At 71.8% G+C, this 20,241-nt stretch carries 21 protein-coding genes; 9 read left to right on the top strand and 12 right to left on the bottom strand.

The features are described 5' to 3' along the window. Positions 1–323 precede the first annotated feature (323 nt). The 4 genes from CSC66_RS16295 to CSC66_RS16310 all read left to right on the top strand — a co-directional run bounded on the left by CSC66_RS16295 (position 324) and on the right by CSC66_RS16310 (position 3,793). On the top strand, positions 324–1,544 hold the full coding sequence (locus CSC66_RS16295; protein ID WP_162378475.1) for a helix-turn-helix domain-containing protein: 1,221 nt from the start codon (positions 324–326) through the stop codon (positions 1,542–1,544). A gap of 48 nt (positions 1,545–1,592) precedes the next feature. Beyond that, positions 1,593–2,267, top strand: coding sequence for an NHL repeat-containing protein (locus tag CSC66_RS16300; RefSeq protein WP_162378476.1), 675 nt, complete (start codon positions 1,593–1,595; stop codon positions 2,265–2,267). Between the two features lie 98 nt (positions 2,268–2,365). Next, positions 2,366–3,145, top strand: coding sequence for a DUF899 domain-containing protein (locus CSC66_RS16305; protein WP_162378477.1), 780 nt, complete (start codon positions 2,366–2,368; stop codon positions 3,143–3,145). A gap of 12 nt (positions 3,146–3,157) precedes the next feature. Then, positions 3,158–3,793: a hypothetical protein gene (locus CSC66_RS16310; protein ID WP_162378478.1), complete on the top strand. Its 636-nt coding sequence runs from the start codon at positions 3,158–3,160 to the stop codon at positions 3,791–3,793. 68 nt (positions 3,794–3,861) lie between these two features. On the opposite strand, the gene CSC66_RS16315 is transcribed toward CSC66_RS16310, so the two are convergent. From CSC66_RS16315 to CSC66_RS16335, 5 genes are all read right to left on the bottom strand, one after another. Beyond that, positions 3,862–4,311 (bottom strand): REP-associated tyrosine transposase, encoded by a 450-nt coding sequence (locus tag CSC66_RS16315; protein ID WP_162378479.1) that lies wholly within the window; start codon positions 4,309–4,311, stop codon positions 3,862–3,864. A gap of 517 nt (positions 4,312–4,828) precedes the next feature. After that, the gene (locus CSC66_RS16320; RefSeq protein WP_162378506.1) at positions 4,829–6,268 is read right to left on the bottom strand and encodes a glycoside hydrolase family 30 protein; all 1,440 of its coding nucleotides are present in this window, start codon (positions 6,266–6,268) and stop codon (positions 4,829–4,831) included. 215 nt (positions 6,269–6,483) lie between these two features. After that, positions 6,484–8,760, bottom strand: coding sequence for a patatin-like phospholipase family protein (locus tag CSC66_RS16325; RefSeq protein WP_162378480.1), 2,277 nt, complete (start codon positions 8,758–8,760; stop codon positions 6,484–6,486). Between the two features lie 402 nt (positions 8,761–9,162). After that, positions 9,163–9,690, bottom strand: a complete 528-nt coding sequence (locus CSC66_RS16330; RefSeq protein WP_162378481.1) for a DUF4199 domain-containing protein — start codon at positions 9,688–9,690, stop codon at positions 9,163–9,165. 520 nt (positions 9,691–10,210) lie between these two features. Continuing rightward, complete coding sequence (locus tag CSC66_RS16335; RefSeq protein WP_162378482.1) at positions 10,211–10,666, bottom strand: helix-turn-helix transcriptional regulator; 456 nt, start codon at positions 10,664–10,666, stop codon at positions 10,211–10,213. 244 nt (positions 10,667–10,910) lie between these two features. On the opposite strand from CSC66_RS16335, the gene CSC66_RS16340 reads away from it, so the two are divergent. Beyond that, positions 10,911–11,120 (top strand): cold-shock protein, encoded by a 210-nt coding sequence (locus CSC66_RS16340; protein WP_052630207.1) that lies wholly within the window; start codon positions 10,911–10,913, stop codon positions 11,118–11,120. Positions 11,121–11,251: 131 nt separating this feature from the next. On the opposite strand, the gene CSC66_RS16345 is transcribed toward CSC66_RS16340, so the two are convergent. Together CSC66_RS16345 and CSC66_RS16350 are read right to left on the bottom strand one after the other, a co-directional pair. Beyond that, positions 11,252–11,611, bottom strand: a complete 360-nt coding sequence (locus CSC66_RS16345) for a YkgJ family cysteine cluster protein (protein WP_202935680.1) — start codon at positions 11,609–11,611, stop codon at positions 11,252–11,254. Positions 11,612–11,621: 10 nt separating this feature from the next. Next, on the bottom strand, positions 11,622–11,900 hold the full coding sequence (locus CSC66_RS16350; RefSeq protein WP_162378483.1) for a hypothetical protein: 279 nt from the start codon (positions 11,898–11,900) through the stop codon (positions 11,622–11,624). Positions 11,901–12,221: 321 nt separating this feature from the next. On the opposite strand from CSC66_RS16350, the gene CSC66_RS16355 reads away from it, so the two are divergent. Next, the gene (locus CSC66_RS16355; RefSeq protein WP_162378484.1) at positions 12,222–12,728 is read left to right on the top strand and encodes a YciE/YciF ferroxidase family protein; all 507 of its coding nucleotides are present in this window, start codon (positions 12,222–12,224) and stop codon (positions 12,726–12,728) included. A gap of 103 nt (positions 12,729–12,831) precedes the next feature. On the opposite strand, the gene CSC66_RS16360 is transcribed toward CSC66_RS16355, so the two are convergent. The 3 genes from CSC66_RS16360 to CSC66_RS16370 form a co-directional block, all read right to left on the bottom strand. Next, positions 12,832–14,262, bottom strand: a complete 1,431-nt coding sequence (locus CSC66_RS16360; protein WP_162378485.1) for an MFS transporter — start codon at positions 14,260–14,262, stop codon at positions 12,832–12,834. Between the two features lie 45 nt (positions 14,263–14,307). Next, positions 14,308–14,532, bottom strand: coding sequence for a hypothetical protein (locus CSC66_RS16365; protein WP_162378473.1), 225 nt, complete (start codon positions 14,530–14,532; stop codon positions 14,308–14,310). Positions 14,533–14,620: 88 nt separating this feature from the next. Further along, positions 14,621–14,875: a hypothetical protein gene (locus CSC66_RS16370; protein WP_162378486.1), complete on the bottom strand. Its 255-nt coding sequence runs from the start codon at positions 14,873–14,875 to the stop codon at positions 14,621–14,623. 375 nt (positions 14,876–15,250) lie between these two features. Here CSC66_RS16370 and CSC66_RS16375 point away from each other — a divergent pair, with 375 nt between their 5' ends. Next, positions 15,251–18,058: a PAS domain-containing hybrid sensor histidine kinase/response regulator gene (locus tag CSC66_RS16375; RefSeq protein ID WP_238394436.1), complete on the top strand. Its 2,808-nt coding sequence runs from the start codon at positions 15,251–15,253 to the stop codon at positions 18,056–18,058. A 382-nt stretch (positions 18,059–18,440) separates the two neighbouring features. Here CSC66_RS16375 and CSC66_RS16380 read toward each other — a convergent pair whose 3' ends face one another. Both CSC66_RS16380 and CSC66_RS16385 read right to left on the bottom strand, forming a co-directional pair. Further along, positions 18,441–18,767: a hypothetical protein gene (locus tag CSC66_RS16380; protein ID WP_202935681.1), complete on the bottom strand. Its 327-nt coding sequence runs from the start codon at positions 18,765–18,767 to the stop codon at positions 18,441–18,443. 24 nt (positions 18,768–18,791) lie between these two features. Next, complete coding sequence (locus CSC66_RS16385) at positions 18,792–19,043, bottom strand: hypothetical protein (RefSeq protein WP_238394437.1); 252 nt, start codon at positions 19,041–19,043, stop codon at positions 18,792–18,794. Between the two features lie 275 nt (positions 19,044–19,318). Here CSC66_RS16385 and CSC66_RS16390 point away from each other — a divergent pair, with 275 nt between their 5' ends. After that, positions 19,319–19,921 carry a ferritin family protein gene (locus CSC66_RS16390; protein ID WP_162378487.1) on the top strand — a complete coding sequence of 201 codons (603 nt, stop codon included), beginning with the start codon at positions 19,319–19,321 and terminating at the stop codon, positions 19,919–19,921. Then, complete coding sequence (locus CSC66_RS16395; RefSeq protein ID WP_162378474.1) at positions 19,918–20,106, top strand: hypothetical protein; 189 nt, start codon at positions 19,918–19,920, stop codon at positions 20,104–20,106. The genes CSC66_RS16390 and CSC66_RS16395 overlap by 4 nt, the downstream gene beginning before the upstream one ends. Positions 20,107–20,241: the final 135 nt, after the last annotated feature.

Here is a 20,241-nt window from a genome sequence, read left to right on the forward strand (position 1 = left end):
TGCCCGATGGCGCACCAGGGTTCGAGGCAGCGGGGCGTCGGCGGGGTCCATGGTGTACATTTGTACACCTTCCGGTCGCAGGAGGCGAGAGGCCGCGGTTACGCCCACGCCCTGGGCTCCACGCTGCCTTCGTAGAGCGGGGCTCGCCCCGCTGCCTCGAACCCTGGTGCGCCATCGGGCAAGCGCAGCCGGGCGAGCCCGGCTCTACGGGTGCGCGTGGCCGGAGAGCATGCGATCCGGTGCGGGCCGGGCGAGTCTGTCCGTTGATGCCGTCCGCCGTGCCCGATCGCGCGGTAGGCTCCGCCCATGGACGAGCTCCGCCCATGGATTCACTGATCGCCGCCTCCGCGCGCGCGCTCGCCGGCGGTGATGCGCTGGGCGTGCTCAAGCGCATCGCCCTGCGCGAGGACCCGCCGGCGCTGGCGCTGCGCGGGATCGCGATGGCCCAGCTCGGCGACCTGGCGCGCGCGCGCGAATTGCTGCAGCAGGCCAGTCGCGGCTTCGGCCCGCGCGAACCGCTGGCGCGCGCCCGCTGCAGCGTCGCCGAAGCCGAAGTCGCCCTGGCCCTGCGCGACCTCGACCAGCCACCGCGCACGCTGGCCGCCGCCATCGACACCCTCCAGGCCCACGGCGATTCCGCCAATGCCGCGCATGGACGGGTGATCGCGCTGCGCCGGCTGCTGCTGCTGGGCCGGCTGGGCGAAGCCCGCGCCGCGCTGGCGCAGCTGGACGGACAGGCCCTGCCCGCGCCGCTGGCCGCGATCGCCTGCCTGGCGGCGGCCGAGCTGGCGTTGCGCGCGGTACGCACCGCACCGGCACGCGAAGCGCTGGCCCAGGCGCAGGCGGCGGCCACCCGGGCCGGCATTCCCGCCCTGCTGGCCGAGATCGAAACCACCCGGGCCACGCTGCAGCAGGTGGCCGCGCGGCAACCCACCGCCGGCGGCGAGCGCGCGCTGCGGCTGGCCGACGTCGAGGCGCTGTTCGCTTCCGGCGCGCTGGTCGTCGACGGCTGCCGGCTGCGCGTGCGCAGTGCCGATGCGTGGTTGCCGCTGGTCCGGCGCCCGGTGCTGTTCGCGCTGGTGCGTGGCCTGGCCATGGCCTGGCCGCAGGCCGCACCGCGCGACGCGCTGGTCGCCGAGGCGTTCCGGTTGCGCCGCATCGACGAGACCCATCGCGCGCGCCTGCGCGTGGAGATCGGCCGGCTGCGTGCCCTGCTGGCGCCGTGGGCGGCGATCGAGGCCAGCGGCGAGGGTTTCGTGCTGCTGCCGCACGACGGGCGCGCGGTGGCGATGCTGCTGCCGCCGGTGGACGACGAACATTCGCCGCTGCTGGCCCTGCTCGGCGACGGCGAGGCCTGGTCGACCACGGCGCTGGCCCTGGCGCTGGGCAGCAGCCAGCGCACCGTGCAGCGCGCGCTGTCCGCGCTGGAGTCCGCCGGGCGCGTGCGCGCGGTCGGCCGCACCCGCAACCGGCGCTGGGTGGCCGCGTCCGCGGGCGGTTTCGCGACGACATTGTTACTCCCCGCTTCGCTGCCCGCGGCGTAAGGTCCATCGCAACGCACCGCACCGGTGCCCCATGCGGAAGATGCCCCGATGAACGACTCCCACGACCCGCGCGACGTCGCCGCAGTGCCGGCCCAACCGGCCGAACTCGTGCGCGAGTACGGCCCGTTCGACGGCGACGTCGGCGGCGTCAGCTTCGACGGCCGGCGCGTGTGGGCCGCGATCGGCCCGCGCATGCTCGCCTTCGATCCGGCCAGCGGCGAGACCGAACGCCTGCTCGAACACGCGGCCGACGCCGGCACCGCCTTCGACGGCACCCATCTCTACCAGCTCGCCGAAGCGCGCATCGACAAGATCGATCCGGCCACCGGCGCGGTGGTGCATTCGATCCCCGCGCCCAGCCAGGGCCGCGACTCGGGCATGGCCTGGGCCGACGGCAGCCTGTGGGTCGGCGAGTACCGCGAACGCCGCATCCACCAGGTCGATCCGCACAGCGGCCGCATCCTGCGCAGCCTGGACTCCAACCGCTTCGTCACCGGCGTGACCTGGGTCGACCACCAGCTCTGGCACGGCGTCTGGGAAGGCGAGGAAAGCGAGCTGCGCCGGATCGACCCCGACGACGGCACCGTGCTCGAACGACTGAGCCTGCCGGAAGGCATCTTCGTCAGCGGCCTGGAGTCCGACGGCGCCGACCTGTTCTATTGCGGCGGCGGTGGCAGCCGCAAGGTTCGCGCGCTACGCCGTCCGGCACGCAGCGACGGCTGACCGCCCAACCGCCTTCCACCCTTTCCGATGCTCCGCCTGCCGGCCCTGCGCCGGCACGGGCAGGCCATGCCCGCTCCCTCCCCCACGAAGGACACGCCATGAACGCGATCGCTACCCCGACCCTCCCCGACGCCCCCGCTCCGCGCATCGCCAGCCGCGAGGCCTGGATCCGCCAGCGCCTGGAACTGCTCGAACGCGAGAAGGCGCTGTCGCGCCTGCAGGACCAGGTCGCGCGCGAACGCCGCGCGCTGCCGTGGGTGCGCGTGGACACCCGCTACGTGTTCGACACCCTCGATGGCCCGCGCACGCTGGCCGAACTGTTCGGCGGACGCAGCCAGCTGCTGGTGCAGCACTTCATGCTCGGCCCCGGCTGGGAGGAAGGCTGCCGCAGCTGCTCGTTCATGGCCGACCACATCGACGGCATCGCCGTGCACCTGGCCCATCGCGACATCGCCCACGTGGCCGTCTCGCGCGCGCCGCTGGCCGAGATCGAACGCTTCCGCCAGCGGATGGGCTGGCGCTTCCGCTGGGTGTCCTCGCACGGCACCGGCTTCAACCGCGACTTCGGCGTGGGCTTCGACCCGGACCAGCGCGTCGACGGCGAGGTCGTCTACAACTACGCCCGCCGGCCCATCGCGCGCGACGAGGCGCCGGGCATCAGCCTGTTCGCGCGCGATGCGGATGGTTCCGTGTTCCACACCTACTCGACCTACGGCCGCGGCGTGGAAGCGATGATCGGCGCCTACCGCCTGATCGACCTGGCGCCGAAGGGCCGCGACGAGGACGGCCTGCCGTACAGCATGGCCTGGGTGCGCCACCACGACCGCTACGAGGATGCGGCGACGGCGGCCTCGTCCTGTTGCGGCGGCAAGCGCTGACCGCAGCCGGCTATGGGCACCTGGTGGCCGTGGCTGCTGGTCGCCGGCGCTGGCGCCCTGCATGGCCTGCATCCGGCTTCGGGCTGGCCGCTGGCCAGCGCCTGCGCCTGGCGGGGGCGCGACTGGCGCGTGGCGGCGCGGGCGATGGTCCCGCTCGCCGCCGGCCACGTCGCCGCGGTGGCGCTGTTCGCGGCGGCGGTGATGGTCGGCACCCGGTTTTCGCCGGCGCTGGTGACGGGCGTGGTCGCAGCCGTGCTGCTGGTCATGGTGGCGCACGGGTTTTCCCGCCGTTCCATGCACCACGCAGTGCACCGCTCGATGCACGGCTCCGTGCCGCCGCCCGCGCACTCCCTGTTGCACCACTTCGTGGACCGGCATGCACCTCCGCCCCGCGACCGCATGCCGACGCTGGGCCTGGGCCTGGCCTCGTTCCTGCTCGCCCACCTGCACGGCGCGGGATGGCTGTTGCTGCCGGCGCTGCTGCCGCTGTGCGCCGCCGCTCCCGGCCCGCACCCTGCCCTGGGCATGGATCCGCGGGTGACCACCACGCTGGCGGTGGTGGCCGTGCATACCGCCGCCATGGTCGCCACCGCCGCGCCGCTGGCGATCGGCGCCGCCCTGCTCCCCCGGCGTCGCAGCAACACGTAGAGCCGGGCTCGCCCGGCTGCGCCGTCGCCGAAGACGCCCGAAGCCAAGGCAGCGGGGCGAGCCCCGCTCTACGTCGGGTAGCGGCACCAGGCGTATGGATAGGCGCCGGCCTGGGAAACGAGGCCACGCCGGACCGGGTTGCCGAGGATGTAAAGCGCCTGCGCCAGCAGGTCCTCGTGGTCGCGCATCCGGTGGTCGTAATAGCCGGCTTGCCAGATCGCACCGTCAGTGCCCCGGAGCAGGTTGATCCGACGCGCGCTGCACGACTTCACCCGCCCCACCACCTGCGCCAGCGAAAACCCCTGCAGCTCGAACATCCAGTGGAGGTGGTCCGGCATCACCACCCAGGCCAACGAAGTGGCCAGACCCAGGCGCCCGGCCAGCCGGAGCTCGTCGACGACCGCTTCGGCAGCGTCGGCATCGGCGAACGTCGCGCGCCGCCCCGCGGCGACCGCGGTGATCGCATACATTGCGCCGTGGATGGCCTCGCGGCCGTGCTGCAGGCGGGGACTGGACATGCCGCCAGCATCACCGGTCCGCAGAAGTCCGCGAATCGGCCTACCTCCCGCCCACGCGCCGGAAATTGCCATCCACCGAGCCGGGCTTGGCCGGCTGCCTTTGCAGGAAAAGTTCCCGGGAGCAGCGGGGCGAGCCCCGCTCTACGACCCCATCGTCGCGGCACGCACGTAGAGCCGGGCTTGCCCGGCTGCCCTTGCAGGAAAAGTTCCCGGGAGCAGCGGGGCGAGCCCCGCTCTACGACCCCATCGTCGCGGCACGCACGTAGAGCCGGGCTTGCCCGGCTGCCCTTGCAGGAAAAGTTCCCGGGAGCAGCGGGGCGAGCCCCGCTCTACGACCCCATCGTCGCGGCACGCACGTAGAGCCGGGCTTGCCCGGCTGCCCTTGCAGGAAAAGTTCCCGGGAGCAGCGGGGCGAGCCCCGCTCTACGGCCGCATCGTCGCGGCACGCCCGTAGAGCCGGGCTTGCCCGGCTGCCCTCGCACGAAAGGCAGCGGGGCGACAGGCCGCGCGCGCGCGCTCAGTGCACCAGCGTCTGGATCGCGTGCGCCGGGATGGTGACCCGGGTCGAGGCGGTGCCGACGTAGTAGTTGTAGGCGATCTCCTTCTCCGTCGGGTTCATCACCACCGTGGCCAGCTTGCCGTCCGGGTTGAGGAAGGCGGTCGCCAGCAGGTTGCTGCGGCTGCTGGCCGCGCTCACCCGCCGCGCCTGCGGGCGCAGGAACTTCGAGAAGTGCCCGATGTACCAGTAGCTGGGCGTGTAGACCAGCTCGCCGGTGCGGGTGTCGGCGTGGATCGGCGAGAAGCAGTAGTTGCCAACGTGGTTGGGGCCGCCGGTCTCGTCCAGCAGCATGTTCCAGTCGATCCAGCCGGAGGCGCCGTTGTTGAGGTCGTTGATGATCGAGGTGCCGTAGCGCTCGCCGTTGGCCCAACGCTGCACCTGCGACCAGTCGAACTTCTCCACCGTGGCCTCGGTCAGCAGAAGCACCTTGTCCGGGTAGGACTCGTGCACCCGGCGCACGTTCTCGAACATGGGGTCGAAGCCGGCCCAGGTCTCGTACCAGTGGAAGCCCATGCCCCAGGCGTGCTTCGCCGCCTCCGGGTCGCCGAAGATCACGTTGGCGCGGTGGACCATCATGTCGCGGTTGTGGTCCCACACCACGATCTTCGTATCCGGATGGGCGCTGGCCTTGATCGTCGGGCCGAGGTGGTTCTTGAGGAAGTCGCGCTCCTCCTCGGCCGTGTACAGCATCGACTCCCAGGTCTGCTTGGCCATCGGCTCGTTCTGCAGGCTGATCGACCAGATCGGGATGCCCTCGGCGGTGTAGGCGTCGATGAACTTGGTGTAGTACTTCGCCCAGGCCGCGGCGTACTCGGGCAGCAGCTTGCCGCCCTGGAGCATGTGGTTGGTGTCCTTCATGAAGGCCGGCGCGCTCCACGGGCTGGCCATCATCGGCAGCGTGCCGCCGGCGGCCGCGATCGCGCGCTTGATCATCGGGATCCGGTAGCGGCGGTCGTGCTCGATCGAGAAGGTCTTGAGGTCCTTGTCGCCTTCCTCGACGTAGGTGTAGCTGCCGCTGGCGAAGTCCGAGCTGTGGATGGTGGTGCGCGCCAGGGTGTAGCCGATGCCCTGCTCGGTGTCGTAGTAGGCGCGCAGCAGTTCTTCCTGGCGCGCGCGATCGAGCTTGGCGAAAGTCTCGGCGGTGGCGTCGGTGATCGCACCACCAATACCCAGCAGCGACTGGAAGCGCATGCCGGGGTCGACGAAGACCGAGTTTTCGCCTTCGTTGAGCGGATGGCCGGCCTTCAGCGGCGCGGCCTGGCTGCGCACCATCTGCTGCTTGGCGCCCTGCTCGCTGGTGTAGATCGTGACCACCTCGCCTCCCTTGCCGCCTGCGGCAGTCCCGGCCTTGGGCGTGGCGGCCTGCGCCGGCAGCGCCAGCATGACCAGCGCTGTCATCAAAATGGACTTCACGGCTCCCTCCTCGTTGTCGTGACGGCGCAGGGTAACCCGGCCGGCGCATCGACGTCCCGGTAGAGCCGGGCTTGCCCGGCTGCCTCACCGCCGACGCGTCCCTCGAACGCAGCGGGGCAAGCCCCGCTCTACGAGGCGCACCGCCCCGCGCGGAACCGGGCGCCACCCCGCGTAGAGCCGGGCTTGCCCGGCTGCGCACTTCAGAACGGCCGGCCGATCTCCAGGAACAGCACGCCGTCGCCGCCCTCGCGCAGGCCGTAGCCGAACTGCATCGGTCCGATCCACGAATCGAAGCCCACGTACACGCTGCCGTTGAACACGCCGTCGCTCCAGTCCATCTGCCACCGCCGCTCCCAGGCGTTGCCATACTCGAGCGTGGTCCCCACGACCGCCGAGCGGCTGAATATCGAGGCCAGCTGGTAGCTGTAGCCGAGCATCACCAGCGCGTAGTTCTGCCCGGTCAGCTCGTTGTAGTGGTAGCCCACCAGGCGCCCGCGCCCGCCCATGCGGTGGCGCTCGGACAACGGCAGCACGCCGTCGATGGTGGCGTGGTACGCCAGCGCGGCCTGTACCGCGTGGCGCCCGAACGGAATCGCGCCGAGCACGTCCAGCCCCACCTCCTCGAAGTCGGCATCGCCGCCCAGCCAGCCGGTGGTGGCGCGATACATCACCCGCGCCGAATAGCCCTCGCGCGGGAAATACAGGCTGTCCAGCCGGTCCACCTGGGCCCAGGTGAACCAGGTCCCCGCGCCCAGGTCCAGGTCGGGCAGGTCCGGATCGCCGACCAGCACTTCGGCCGTGCCATCGCTCCGTTCCAGTCCCAGTTCGGCCGCGCCATAGCGGCCGAAGGTCCGGCCCAGGCTCAGCGCCATGCCGGCCACCGAGCCTTCGTAGGTGGCGACGCGGTCGCCGCGCAGGTTGAACAGCGGCATGTCGCTGCCCTGGATCCCGGCGCGGCCATAGAAGTACCAGCGCCACATCGGGTCGAACGGGTGGTAGTACTCGCCCTGCAGGCCCGGCTCGCTGCCCAGGCCGAGCAGGATCCGCGCCTCGGCCCCGTACGGCGTCACCGGCGCGCGCAACAGCGCCAGCTGCAGGCTCGATTCGTAGTTGCCGTTGAAGTCGGTCTGCAGGCGCAGGCCGGCCTGCAGGTAGTTGGGCCCCTGCGGCTTCTCGCGCGCCTGCACGACCACGCCGGTGCGGCCCTCCTCCTCCACCACCTGGTAGCTGACGCTGGCGAAGGTGTCCTCGCTGTACACCCGCAGTATCGACGCCTCCATCCGCTGCGGATCCAGCGGCTGGCCCAGCGGGACCTCGAGCATCCCGGTGATGACCTCGTCGGCGTAGGGGCTCTCGTTCTCCAGCCGCACGAACTCGATGACCGGCTTGTCGACCGGCGCCGGCCTGGCCGGCGCGCCGGCGCGCCAGCGCGGCATCGCCGCGAGCTTGCCGTTGGCGGCCTGCGCGGCTTCGTCGCCGATGCGCAGCGCATCGACCGCCTTGTCGAAATCGCCGGTGGCCACCTCGTTGCCCAGCGGCGGCACGATCAGAACGTCGCCCGGGCCCAGCTTCTCGGTGGCGCGCCGGGTATTGCCCACGGTCAGCATGCCGGTGAGCTGGGATACCACCTGCAGCACGCTGGCGTTGCTGCCCAGCGCCATCAGCGGCGTGCCTACGTCCACCGCGATCACCACGTCCGCGCCCATCCGCCGGACCGTGTCGATCGGCACCTGGTCGGCGATGCCGCCATCGATCAGCACCCGGCCGTCGATCTCCACCGGCTGGAAGATGCCCGGCAGCGACATCGAGGCGCGCATCGCCTCGGGCAGGCTGCCGCTGCCCAGCTCCACCGCCTCGCCGGTGTTGAGGTCGGTGGCGATGGCGCGGAACGGGATCGGCAGCTCGTCGAAGTCGCGCACCGTGGCCACCGCCATGGTTTCCTGCTGGAACATCGACAGCACCCGCTCGCCCTGCATCACCCCGGGGGACACCTCCAGCTTGCCGCGGCCCAGGCCGATGCCGATCGTGGCCACGCCGTCGCGGTCGTCCTGCTTGCGCCGGAACGAGCGGTCGCGCCGCTCGATCGAATCGTCGAACAGGCGCTTCCAGTCGGTCTCGGTGACGATCTTCTCGAGCTGGTCGATCGAGCCGCCGGCCGCGTACATGCCGCCGACCAGCGAGCCCATGCTGGTGCCGGCGATGCAGTCCACCGGGATACCCAGCTCTTCCAGCTTGCGCAGCACGCCGATGTGGGCCACGCCGCGCGCACCACCACCGCCCAGGGCCAGGCCGATGCGCGGGCGCGAGGTGTCGCCGTCGCGCTGCGGGCACGAGTGGCCGTTGCTGGAGATGGCCGGTGCGGTCGGCACCGGCGCCGGCGACTGCTGCGCCTGTTCAATCCGCTCCAGCGCCGCCTCGGCGCGCGAGGCTGGCGCCTGCGCCAGGGCCGGCGGCGCCAGCAGTGCCAGGAGCAACATGGCCAACGCGCGGGCGGGCCGGTGCCGGCGGTGCCGGGTCGCGCCGTCCAGTACGGGGGAGATGCCGGAATGCGCGGGAACGATGGGGTGCGCGTGGCCGGTGGTGGCCCGTCTCCTGCTCCGGTCCTGCCGATCCTGCATGTGGGCGCTCCATGGCGTTGGCGTGGGTCGAACGCAGCGTGCGCCGGCATTATGCCGAGCCGGCCGCGCCAGGACCCCAAGCCTGCGGGATGCCAGGCATCCCCGCCCATCGGACCTAGGACCCACATCGACCCTCCGGCGGCCGCGTCGCGCCGGATCGCCCTGAAGCACCGCAGCGGGGCAAGCCCCGCTCTACGCGACGCGGCGACCGTAGAGCCGGGCTTGCCCGGCTGCGCCCTACCGGCGCCACACCCGCTGCGCCTACCGGGCCGCGCGCGGCCGGCGCAGCACCAGGGCCGACACCAGCGACACCAGCACTCCGACCGGGAAGATCTCGACGAAGGTCATCGGCATGCGCACCAGCGGGTTGCGGTACATCGCCTCGAACGCCTGCGCCTCGGCGATGACCTGTTCGAGCTGGGCACCGTCCACGCCCTTGCTGCGCGCGCCCTCGACCATCGAATTGGCGAAGAACGCGGCGAAGTCCTGGTCGGCCAGCACCAGGCACAGCTCCCAGGCCGCCACGTAGACCAGGCCGGCGACCGCGCTGATGCCCAGGCCCAGCCCGAACGCCGGCCAGAACCGGATCACCCCGCCGCCGGCAACGTCGCGGTGGTGGCGGATGCCGACGTACACCGCGCTGAGCGCGACCAGCATCGAGGCGAACCCCAGCGCCATGCCAACCCCGCCCGCAGGCGGCTGGCCCTGGAATGCCAGCATCGTCGCCAGCAGTGCGCCGCCGGCGACCACCCCGGCGACCAGTCCGTACTTCAGGAGAGTGCGCCACATGGCCATGACCTCGTCGTGTTGAAGGATGCCCATTGGGCACCGAGGCCACGCCGCCGGCAATCGTAGGAAAGGGTGATTCGGCATCCGCCGCCCTTCCGAGCGGCCGAAGCCATTCGTAGAGCGGGGCTCGCCCCGCTGCTCTTCGGGGGACCGCGACGGCGCAGCCGGGCAAGCCCGGCTCTACGGGAGCATCGCCGAAGGCAGCCCGCGAACCCGTCGCGCCGTTCGTAGAGCGGGGCTTGCCCCGCTGCTCTTCGGGGGACCGCGACGGCGCAGCCGGGCAAGCCCGGCTCTACGGGAGCATCGCCGAAGGCAGCCCGCGAACCCGTCGCACCGTTCGTAGAGCGGGGCTTGCCCCGCTGCTCCTCCGGGGGCGCCGCGACGGCGCAGCCGGGCAAGCCCGGCTCTACGGGAGCATCGCCGAAGGCAGCCCGCGAACCCGTCGCGCCGTTCGTAGAGCGGGGCTTGCCCCGCTGCTCTTCCGGGGGCGCCGCGACGGCGCAGCCGGGCAAGCCCGGCTCTACGGGACCAGGCCCAGCTCGCGCGCGCGGCGCAGGGCGTCGGTGCGGCGGCGCGCGCCTAGCTTCTCGAACAGCCGCGCCACGTGCGTCTTCACCGTGTTCGGCGACACGTGCAGGCGCGCGGCGATCTCCTTGTTCGAATGCCCGGCGGCCAGCTCGGCCAGCACCGCCATCTCGCGCGGACTGATGCCCAGCGCGGCCTGCGCGCGCGGATTGCCGTCGAAAGCCGGCGCCGGCCCGCCGCGCCGGCCCCACAGCCGCGCCCCCAGCCACAGGCCCAGCGCCAGGAAGCCGCCGGCCAGCAGGAAGTCATAGACCTCGGCGACATGGCTGCGGACCAGGCGCTGGTAGTCCAGCCATGCCAGCACGCCGGTACCGGCGGCCAGCAACGCGCCATACAGCAGCGCGGATTTCCACCAGGCGGGCAGTCGGAGTCGGGGCAGGCGGGCCAGCATGGCCGCATGCTAAACCGCCCCGGCTTCCGTCCGCATCGCCGCCGCACATGAACGGCAACGTCGCCGCGGTTTGCTATTGCGCCGCCATAGGCATACCGTGGCCGTGCTGAGTTACAAGGGTCACTCGAATCCGTGACCCGATGCCGTCGATCAAGATCCACTGCACCGTTGCACCCATTCCCTCCTTGCAGCCAGCTCCCCGCCGCCCAAAGCGGCTCTCCCCACGCTCCAAGGAGATATACCCATGTCCCAGACCCAGACCGGCACCGTGAAGTGGTTCAACGACGCCAAGGGCTTCGGCTTCATCACCCCGGAAAGCGGCCCGGACCTTTTCGTCCACCACAATTCGATCCAGTCCTCGGGCTTCCGCAGCCTGCAGGAAGGCCAGCGCGTGCAGTTCGTCGCCGTGCAGGGCCAGAAGGGCATGCAGGCCGACCAGGTCCAGCCGCTCTGATCCTGGCCTTCACCGGCTGATCGACGCAGCCGTCCCGCGCAAGCCGGACGGTGGCAGGAAAAGCCCGGCGCATGCCGGGCTTTTTCATGCACGAGAGCCCGGCACGCGCCAGGCTTTTCTTTTGCCTGGCCTCAGCCGGCGGCGCCGTCGCGATCCAGCTGCAGGGGGATGCCGCGCGCACGATCGCGCCGGTAATCCACGCGCACCGCCCGGCAGTAGGGACCGTCCATGACGAAGCGCCGGCACACCTGCGGACGCTGCGCATAGATCCCGCAGTTCATCCGCGCGTGGTCCAGCGCCACGCACCAGCCGTCGCGATCATGGGCCATGGCCCGGTCGCCGTTGGGCATCATCGCGGTGAGGTGCACGGGAACATCATCTTGCGGCTGCAGGATCGCGGTCAGCCGGCAACAGACCGCCGCGCACCGCGCGCACGCGGTGACCGGCATCGACGCGCGATGCATGGAGCGCGGCTGCGCGCCGGTGGTCATCCTCTGCGCCTTACGGCTTCGGCGGCGTCTGGGTCGGCTGCGGCTCGACCGGCACGCGCTGGTCGTCGGCCGGCGGACAGCCCTCGCCCCCCTGCCCCTGCTCGCAATCGGCCGGCACCGCGGGCGGCGGCATCGTGGGCGGCGTTGCCGCCGGATCGGCGGTGGAATCGACCACGTCGCCGGCCGGCGAACTGACACCGGTGCTGGCCGGATCGACCTCCGGATCGTCGCGGCGGTCGCAGGCGGCAGTAGCCAGCAGCAGGACACCTGCCATCAGGATGGTGCGCATGTCGTTGTCTCCTTTCCGGTTGTGGAACTGCGCGGCGCATGGATGCGTTCGCGGCAGTGCCATCGAAACGCGCAAGCCTGTAGGCGAGGGTGAAGCCCACGTGCATATCGCATCAAGCGACGCGCATGCCGCCGACGTCCACGGCAGCAGTTCATGAACCCTTCCCATGTAAAGCCGACCTTCACCCCTCCCTGCAGGCGCCGCTAACGCCGCCCTGCGCAAGGTGTGTCGGGCAGGACGCATCGCCCTGCGGAACGCGAGTTCAAGCACTCGGCGAGCGGCCGCGGCCGTCGCCCCAACCACCAACCACGGACCCACACCATGACCGTCAAGACCATCGAAGAACTCTTCATCCACGAACTGTCCGACATCTACAGCGCCGAGAAGCAGCTGACCAAGGCACTGCCGCGCCTGGCCCGCGCCGCCGACAATCCCGCCCTGGCCGACGGCTTCCAGCTGCACCTGGAGGAGACCCAGGACCAGATCGAACGCATCGACAAGATCGTCGAGCTGCTCGACATCCGCCTCAAGCGGATCAAGTGCGCGGCGATGGAAGGCCTGGTCGAGGAAGGCAAGGACGTGATCGACTCGATCGAAGCCGGCTCGTTGCGCGATGCGGCGCTGATCGGCGGCGCGCAGAAGGTCGAGCACTACGAGATCGCCGCCTACGGCACCCTGGCCGCGCTGGCCAAGCAGCTCGGCTACAAGGACGCGCTCAAGCTGCTGCTGGAGACGCTGGCGGAAGAAAAGGCCACCGACGAGAAGCTGACGATGCTCGCCGAGCAGGGCGGCAACCAGAAGGCGGCGCGGCAGAGCAAGGCCGCCTGATCGCGCGCGAATCCACCCGGCGCCGGAAACGCGCGCACGCCTGGCCGGTGCCAGGGCGACGATCCGCCGCCGCCCCCGGGCGCCGCCTTCGTAACCCACATGCTCACGCCTGCGGCCGCGCCTCCACCTTCGGCTCGGCCACTTCCTGGCCGGGCTGCGCGTGGCCGGCCAGTTCGGCGCCGGCGTCGCGCGGCAACCGCCGCATTTCCCAGACCGACATCGCCGAGATCAGCCCCACGCTGAGGAAGGCGAAGGTGAAGTTGACCGGATCATCGCCGGGACGGCCGGTGATCGTGCCGGCCAGGCTCAGCGCGTAGCCGCCGAGGGTCACGCCCAGCGCCAGCGCCACCTGCTGCGCCATCGCCGCCAGGCTGCTGGCCTGGCTCATGCTCGCCTGGTCGATGTCGGCATAGGCGATCGCATTGATGCTGGTGAACTGCAGCGAGCGCAGGCAACCGCTGGCCAGCAGCACTCCGACCATCAGCCAGTACGGCGTGTCGGCGCGGAATAGCCCGAACAGGCACATCGCCAGCGCCGCGACCAGGCCGTTCCAGACCAGCACCGGGCGGAACCCGGTGGCATGCAGGATGCGCGGCGCCAGGGTCTTCATCAGCATCGCGCCGGCGGTGGAGGTGAAGGTGACCAGGCCCGACTGCAGCGGATTGAGGCCGAAACCCAGCTGCAGCATCAGCGGCAGCAGGAAAGGGGTGGCGCCGATGCCGATGCGGAACAGCGAACCGCCCAGCACCCCGGCGCGGAAGGTCGGCACGCGGAACAGGTCGAGCCGTAGCAGCGGATGCGGGTGCCGACGCGCGTGCCGCGCGTAGGCCAGCATCATCAGCACGCCGACGACCACGCAGCCGGCGATCACCGGCGCCGACACCAGCCCGCGCCCGACCGCCGACAGTCCGAACATCGCCAGCGCCAGCCCACCGGCCGACAGCGCGAACCCGCGCACGTCCAGCGGCCCCACCACCTGGCGCAGTTCGGGCACGTGCCGCCATGCCAGCCACATGCCCAGCAGGCCCATCGGCAGGTTGATCAGGAAAATGAAGCGCCAGTGCGCGTAGGTGGTGATCGCCCCGCCCAGCACCGGACCCAGCATCGGCCCGAGCATGGCCGGGATGGTCAGCCAGCTCAGCGCGCGCACCAGCTCGGCCTTGTCGATCGTGCGCAACAGCACCAGCCGTCCCACCGGCACCATCATCGCCCCGCCGACGCCCTGTACGAAGCGACCGGCCACCAGCTGGCCCAGTCCGTCGCTGGCCGCGCACCCCAGCGAACCGAGCAGGAACACCGCGATCGCGGCGACGAAGGTCCGGCGCGCGCCGAAGCGGTCCGCCACCCAGCCGCTGACCGGGATGAACACCGCCAGCGCCAGCAGGTAGGTGGTCAGGGCCAGCTTCAGCGCGACCGGCTCGGTGCCCAGCTCGGCGGCGATCTGCGGCAGCGAGGTCGCGATCGCCGTGGAATCCATGTTCTCGATGAACAGGGCGGTGGCGACGATGAGCGGAAGCAGGCGTTGCGGTTTCACGACATCCCGGGGTGGCGGCGCAGGCGTGGAGTGTGCCGCGCGGACTCAGCCGCCGGCCAGGCCACCGCCGACGCGTCCAGGCAAGGCCCCGTCGTCCTGCGCATCGGGATCCTCGATATCACCGACTTCGCGGTCGACGCCGCCCTTCGGATCCGGCGCGCCCGGCGCCTGCACCGGATCGGTCGGCGGCGCACCAGGAGCACGCTTGGCCGGCGCCGGCGGCGCGTCCTTGCGCTCGCACTCGCGATCTTCGTTTTCGTGCGGATCCATGCTGGGGTCCTCTGCAAAGGTGGAAAACGAAGCTACGCGGCCGCGCAAGGAAGGAATGACCTTCGACACGCGCCTGCCAAGGCCGCGCCTATGCCTTGCCGCCGTCCGGCTCCGGGCGCCGATGCGGGCGGTGGTCGCCGCCGACGGGGCGGTCGTGGCCGCCCTGTTCGCGGCGCACCGCTTCCTCTTCCGCGGTGGGCCGGCTGCGCTCCTGCTGCATCGCCGCGTCCTGCCGCTGCTCGGCCGATTCCTGGCGGTGCTGCTGCTGTTTGTCGCCGTGCGTGTCTTCGCCGCTGCCCGACGGGGCGTTGCGGTCGGCGGATCGGTCTTGGTGCCTGGCCATGCAAGGACTCCTTCGTATTCGGGCGCGTGGCGCGGGCCACGCGGGTCGGGTGGCGACGGCTGCCAGCGCCCTTCCTGCTGCTTGCGCCAGCGCTCCGGCGCTCCATCGCAAGGCGCCACGCTACGACGCACCGCGTGACGGCGGTGCAGCGCCGCCCGGCGCGCACATTGCCCCGATGACACCGCAGTGGAGGCTCGCATCGTGCCCGCCGCCGGGCCGCATGCAGGCCGCCCGGCATGCCGCTGCGAGGCTGCCGCATGCCGCGCGGCCGGCACGTACGCCCCCGCTGGTCTAGACTGGCCTCCTTCCCACGTCCCCTTCCGCTGCCGGCCGGCCGCGCGCGACGCGTGGCTTCATCCGCTCCGAGGACACCGCGTGCCCCCTTTCAAGGAAACCGAGACCCCGCATACGCCCGACAGCGAGCGCGTGCGCCGGGCGATGGCCGCCGGCGTGATCGTCGGCACCTGGTCCTGGGACGTGGCGCGCGATCGCCTGCACATCGACGAGTCCCTGGCCCACGCGCTGGGCCTGGACCCGGCGCTGGCGCGTGGCCCCGTATCGCCGGCGCAGGTGACGGCGGCGATCCATCCGGACGACCAGCCCGGGCTGGAGGCGGCGGTCGCCGCGGCAATCCGCGACGGCGGCCGCTACGTGCACCAGTACCGCGCGCGCGGCGACGACGGCCAGTACCGTTGGCTCGAGGCGATCGGCCGGGTCGAACTGGACGCGGACGGCCGCGCGGTCGCCTTTCCCGGCGTGCTGCTCGACATCGACGAGCGGCGCCGGCTCGAGGCCGAGCGCGACCAGGCGCAGACCCTGCTGCGCTCGTTCGTCGAGGCGATGCCCGGCGTGGTCTACGCCAAGGACCGCCAGGGCCGGCTGCTGATCGGCAACCGCGGCACCACCGAGCTGATCGGCCGGCCGCCGGACGCCTATGTCGGCCGCACCGACGCCGAGCTGCTCGCCGATCCGGCGCAGGCGGCCGCGGTCATGGTCGCCGACGCGCGGGTGATGGCCAGCGGCCAGGCCGAGACGCTGGAGGAGGAAGTGAGCTTCCCCGATGGCCGCCGCGCGACCTGGCTGTCGACCAAGGCGCCGCTGCGCGACGCCGACGGCACCGTGGTCGGCCTGGTCGGCACCTCGCTGGACATCACCGAGCGCAAGGCCGCCGAGCAGCGCCACCGCGAGACCGAGGAACGCTACCGGCTGGCCGCGCGCGCGACCAACGACGCGATCTGGGACTGGCGCATCGTCGACGGCCACGTGATCTGGAACGAGGCGCTGGCGATCCTGTTCGGCCACGCCCTGGCCGAGACCAGCGCGCAGTGGTGGCTGGACCACATCCATCCGGACGATCGCGCGCGGGTGGACGCCGACATCCACGCGGTGATCGAAGGCAGCGGCACCACCGCCTGGTACGGCGAGTACCGCTTCCGCCGCGCCGACGGCAGCTACGCCGCGGTGCTCGACCGCGGCACCGTGCTGCGCGACGGCGACGGCCGGCCGGTGCGCATGATCGGCGCGATGTTCGACCTGACCGAGCGCAAGCAGGCAGAGGCCGCCCTGGCCGAGCGCGAGGAGCGCCTGCGCCTGGCCACCGACGCCGGCGACATGGGCTTCTGGGACGTGGACCTGGTCAACGACCTGCTGATCTGGCCGCCGCGGACCAAGGCCATGTTCGGCATCTCCGCGCACGTGCCGGTGTCGATGCGCGACTTCTACGAGGGCCTGCACCCGGACGACCGCGAAGCCACCAGCGCCGCCTTCGCCGCGGCCATCGATCCGCTGCAGCGCGCGCTCTACGACGTGGAGTACCGCACCGTCGGCAAGGAGGACGGCATCGTGCGCTGGGTCGCGGCCAAGGGCCGCGGCCTGTTCGAGGCCGGCGCCTGCGTGCGCGTGGTCGGCGTGGTGATCGACATCACCGCGCGCAAGGCCGCCCAGGCGCGCCTGCAGGAGCTCAACGAGCGGCTCGAGGGCCGCGTGGCCGAGGAAGTGGCCGAGCGCCTGAAGGTGGAGGAAGCGCTGCGGCAGAGCCAGAAGATGGAAGCGGTGGGCCAGCTCACCGGCGGCATCGCCCACGACTTCAACAACATGCTGGCCGCGGTGATCGGCCCGCTGGACCTGCTCGCCGCGCGCATGGGCGACGACGACGCGCGCGCCCGGCGCTACGTCGACATGGCCATCGACGGCGCCCGCCGCGCCGCCCTGCTCACCCAGCGCCTGCTCGCGTTCTCGCGCCAGCAGCCGCTACAGCCGGTGGCGCTGGACGCCAACCGCCTGGTCGCCGGCATGTCCGACCTGCTGGTGCACTCGCTGGGCAGCAGCGTGCGCCTGGAGACCGTGCTCGGCGCCGGCCTGTGGTGGACCCACGCCGACGCCAACCAGCTGGAGAACGTGATCCTCAACCTGGCCGTCAACGCGCGCGACGCCATGCCCGGCGGCGGCCGGCTCACCGTGGAGACCGCCAACTGCCACCTCGACCACCGCTACGCGGCCGAACAGGTCGGCGTGCCGGAAGGCCAGTACGTGATGATCGCGGTCACCGACACCGGCACCGGCATGCCCCCGGAGGTGATCGCCAAGGCGTTCGATCCGTTCTTCACCACCAAGCAGGTCGGCCGCGGCACCGGCCTGGGGCTGTCGCAGGTGTACGGCTTCGTCAAGCAGTCCGCCGGCCACGTCAAGATCTATTCCGAGCTCGGCCAGGGCACCACGGTCAAGGTCTACCTGCCGCGCCTGCTGCGACCGCCAGTGCCGGCCACCGGCGATGCGGCCGCGCCGCTGCCGCTGCCGCTGGGCGACGCCGGCGAGGTGGTGCTGGTGGTGGACGACGAACCGTCCGTGCGCGAGTTCTCCCGGCACGCGCTCACCGAACTGGGCTACCGCGTGCTGGAGGCCGACGGCGCCGAGGCCGCCCTGCGCCTGCTCGACGCCCACCCCGAGGTCACCCTGCTGTTCACCGACGTGGTGATGCCCGAGGTCAACGGCCGCCAGCTCGCCGACCGCGCGCGCGAACGCCGACCGGACCTCAAGGTGCTGTTCACCACCGGCTACACCCGCAATGCCGTCGTCCACAACGGCGTGCTCGACCCCGGCGTGCACCTGATCGGCAAGCCCTTCACCGTCGAAGACCTGGCCCAGCGCGTGCGCGCGGTGCTGGACGAGACCCCGGTGCGCTGAGCGGGGCGACGCGCATCGCCGCCGCCGGCCCAGTTCCCGCCGCCGGCGCACCACCCGCCGGTGCGCTTTCCGCCATCGACGGACAGCCCGCCCTGCGGCTTCCCGCCATCGACGGATGTCGCCTGTGCCGGCGTCGTCGGGTCGCCGATGAATCGGCTCCTACATCACACCGCGTCGTGCGCCGCGCGCCCGCCCTTGCCGGTTTCCGCCAACGACGGGCCCGCTCTTTGTAGGAGCGGGCATGACCGCGACCCGACGCCGCTGCCGCCGCGACTCCACCCCGCATCCGCGCCGCAACTTCGCATCCGCGCCGCGCCTTTGCACCCGCGCCACATCGTCGCGGGAGTGACCACCGCCACGCCCCACGCGCCGGCACCCGCGCTCAACCGCCGCGTTCCAATCCCTCGTACCACCGCGCATAGGGACTGTTAGCGACCATCCGCCGGTTGAAATCCGGCGCCCCATCGTCCCACCACACCGGACCGCGCTCGCCCAGCGCGACCTTGGCCGCCTGCACCGCCGCGCGTGCCCACGCCAGGGCCTGCGCATCACCGGCCTGCAGCGCCGCCCGCACCGCACGCCGCGCGGCCATCAACCGCTCAACCTCGCGCTGGCGCGCCTGCGCATCCAGGCCGGGATTGCTGGCGCGCCACAGCCGGCCACGCACGACCAGGTAACGCCCGTCCGGCGTCAGCAGCGGTTCGCCCATCCCCGCCCCGACCGCCGCCGCGCGCTACTGGCGACGCGGCTCTTCGCCCCGCGCCGTCTCGTCGGCTTCCTCGACGCCATCGCCGTCGTCGTTGGGCGAGTCGGCGCGCCTGGCCTCTTCCGGCGAACGCGTCTCCTGCGCGCCGGTGCCGTACTCGGCGTCGTTGGCCGGCTGGTGCGCATCGGCGGTGGGTGCCGGATTGTCGCCATCGCAGGCGGCCAGCAGCAGCAGCGCAAGCGACAGCACCGACACCCGCATCAGGGACCACGCATTCATCTACACATCCTCCGGGTTCGTGGCATCGGCCGCATGCGCACGGGGCCAATGCGATGGCGGATCGATCCTGCGCGCGCCACGCTCAACGCGGCGTGAGCGCGCGCGCATCGCGACGCGCCGTGCGTTGCAACCACCCGCATTTTTTTCACGCTGCCTTCGATCCCACACCGGTAAACAAAGACGTTCCCGCGGAAGGCGCAGCCACCCATCACGCCAACCGCGGCGCCATCCCTGCCGCCCCCACCGCGGCGCACCGACACCTGAGGAGGACACCCATGGCCAGCAAGACCAACCCCGCGCAGGTCACCGAACTGCTGCTGCAGGCGCTGGAGACCGAACGCGGCGGCATCCAGATCTACACCGCCGCCATTGCCGCGGCGCAGAACGAAGACCTGAAGAAGGAATGGGGCGAGTACCTGGAAGAGACCCGCACCCACGAGCAGGTGCTCACCCGCGTATTCCAGGAACTGGGCATGGACACCGAGGCGCAGAGCCCCGGCCGCGCCGTGGTCGCGCACATGGGTGAATCGCTGGTGGCGGCGATCAAGATGGCGATGGCCAAGGCCGACCCGGCCGCGGCCGAGCTGGTGGCCGCCGAATGCGTGGTCCTGGCCGAGACCAAGGACCACCAGAACTGGGAACTGATCGGCCGCGTCGCCGAACAGGGCGGCCCGCACGCCAAGGCGCTCAAGGCCGCGCACGAAGCGGTCGAACAGGACGAGGACCACCACCTCTACCACACCAAGGGCTGGTGCCGGGAACTGTGGATCCAGAGCCTGGGCATGCCCGCGGTGCTGCCGCCGCCGGAGGAAGAGAAGAACGTCGAGACCGCCATCGGCGCGGCGCGCGCGGAGAACGCACGCGGCGACTACCTGTGACCCGCGCACCCGGCGCGTCGTCGGCACCGGCGCAGGGAACGCGCCCGGACGACGACGCGCACCGCCGCGGCGAACAGACCGGCAAGCGCGACGCCGAGGAGCGCAACGACCCGGCGGTGCAGCCGGGCGCGCGCGAGGGCAAGCCGGATCCGGAAGGCGAGGCGCCGCCCACGTCCGGGCGTTGACGCACCCGGCGGCGAGGAGCCACCGGTCGCCGGCGCCACCCGGATCCGACAAGCTCCCGAAGACCGGGGGGCGGCAGCACCCGCCGTGCCGCCGCCGGCACCTCCATGGTATAACGTCCGTTATTACACCCGCGG

The sequence above is a fragment of the Pseudoxanthomonas kaohsiungensis genome (assembly GCF_010211765.1).
Classification (GTDB): Bacteria; Pseudomonadota; Gammaproteobacteria; order Xanthomonadales; family Xanthomonadaceae; genus Pseudoxanthomonas; species Pseudoxanthomonas kaohsiungensis.

Coding starts and splice junctions, on each gene's coding strand:
- CSC66_RS16335 (WP_162378482.1), bottom strand. CDS start 10,666: ATGCTGGCCCGCCTGCCCCGACTCCGACTGCCCGCCTGGTGGAAATCC.
- CSC66_RS16385 (WP_238394437.1), bottom strand. CDS start 19,043: ATGAATGCGTGGTCCCTGATGCGGGTGTCGGTGCTGTCGCTTGCGCTG.
- CSC66_RS16325 (WP_162378480.1), bottom strand. CDS start 8,760: ATGTTGCTCCTGGCACTGCTGGCGCCGCCGGCCCTGGCGCAGGCGCCA.
- CSC66_RS16345 (WP_202935680.1), bottom strand. CDS start 11,611: ATGACCACCGGCGCGCAGCCGCGCTCCATGCATCGCGCGTCGATGCCG.
- CSC66_RS16310 (WP_162378478.1), top strand. CDS start 3,158: ATGGGCACCTGGTGGCCGTGGCTGCTGGTCGCCGGCGCTGGCGCCCTG.
- CSC66_RS16330 (WP_162378481.1), bottom strand. CDS start 9,690: ATGTGGCGCACTCTCCTGAAGTACGGACTGGTCGCCGGGGTGGTCGCC.
- CSC66_RS16370 (WP_162378486.1), bottom strand. CDS start 14,875: ATGGCCAGGCACCAAGACCGATCCGCCGACCGCAACGCCCCGTCGGGC.
- CSC66_RS16350 (WP_162378483.1), bottom strand. CDS start 11,900: ATGCGCACCATCCTGATGGCAGGTGTCCTGCTGCTGGCTACTGCCGCC.
- CSC66_RS16295 (WP_162378475.1), top strand. CDS start 324: ATGGATTCACTGATCGCCGCCTCCGCGCGCGCGCTCGCCGGCGGTGAT.
- CSC66_RS16300 (WP_162378476.1), top strand. CDS start 1,593: ATGAACGACTCCCACGACCCGCGCGACGTCGCCGCAGTGCCGGCCCAA.
- CSC66_RS16355 (WP_162378484.1), top strand. CDS start 12,222: ATGACCGTCAAGACCATCGAAGAACTCTTCATCCACGAACTGTCCGAC.
- CSC66_RS16305 (WP_162378477.1), top strand. CDS start 2,366: ATGAACGCGATCGCTACCCCGACCCTCCCCGACGCCCCCGCTCCGCGC.
- CSC66_RS16320 (WP_162378506.1), bottom strand. CDS start 6,268: ATGACAGCGCTGGTCATGCTGGCGCTGCCGGCGCAGGCCGCCACGCCC.
- CSC66_RS16315 (WP_162378479.1), bottom strand. CDS start 4,311: ATGTCCAGTCCCCGCCTGCAGCACGGCCGCGAGGCCATCCACGGCGCA.
- CSC66_RS16340 (WP_052630207.1), top strand. CDS start 10,911: ATGTCCCAGACCCAGACCGGCACCGTGAAGTGGTTCAACGACGCCAAG.
- CSC66_RS16380 (WP_202935681.1), bottom strand. CDS start 18,767: ATGGGCGAACCGCTGCTGACGCCGGACGGGCGTTACCTGGTCGTGCGT.
- CSC66_RS16390 (WP_162378487.1), top strand. CDS start 19,319: ATGGCCAGCAAGACCAACCCCGCGCAGGTCACCGAACTGCTGCTGCAG.
- CSC66_RS16365 (WP_162378473.1), bottom strand. CDS start 14,532: ATGGATCCGCACGAAAACGAAGATCGCGAGTGCGAGCGCAAGGACGCG.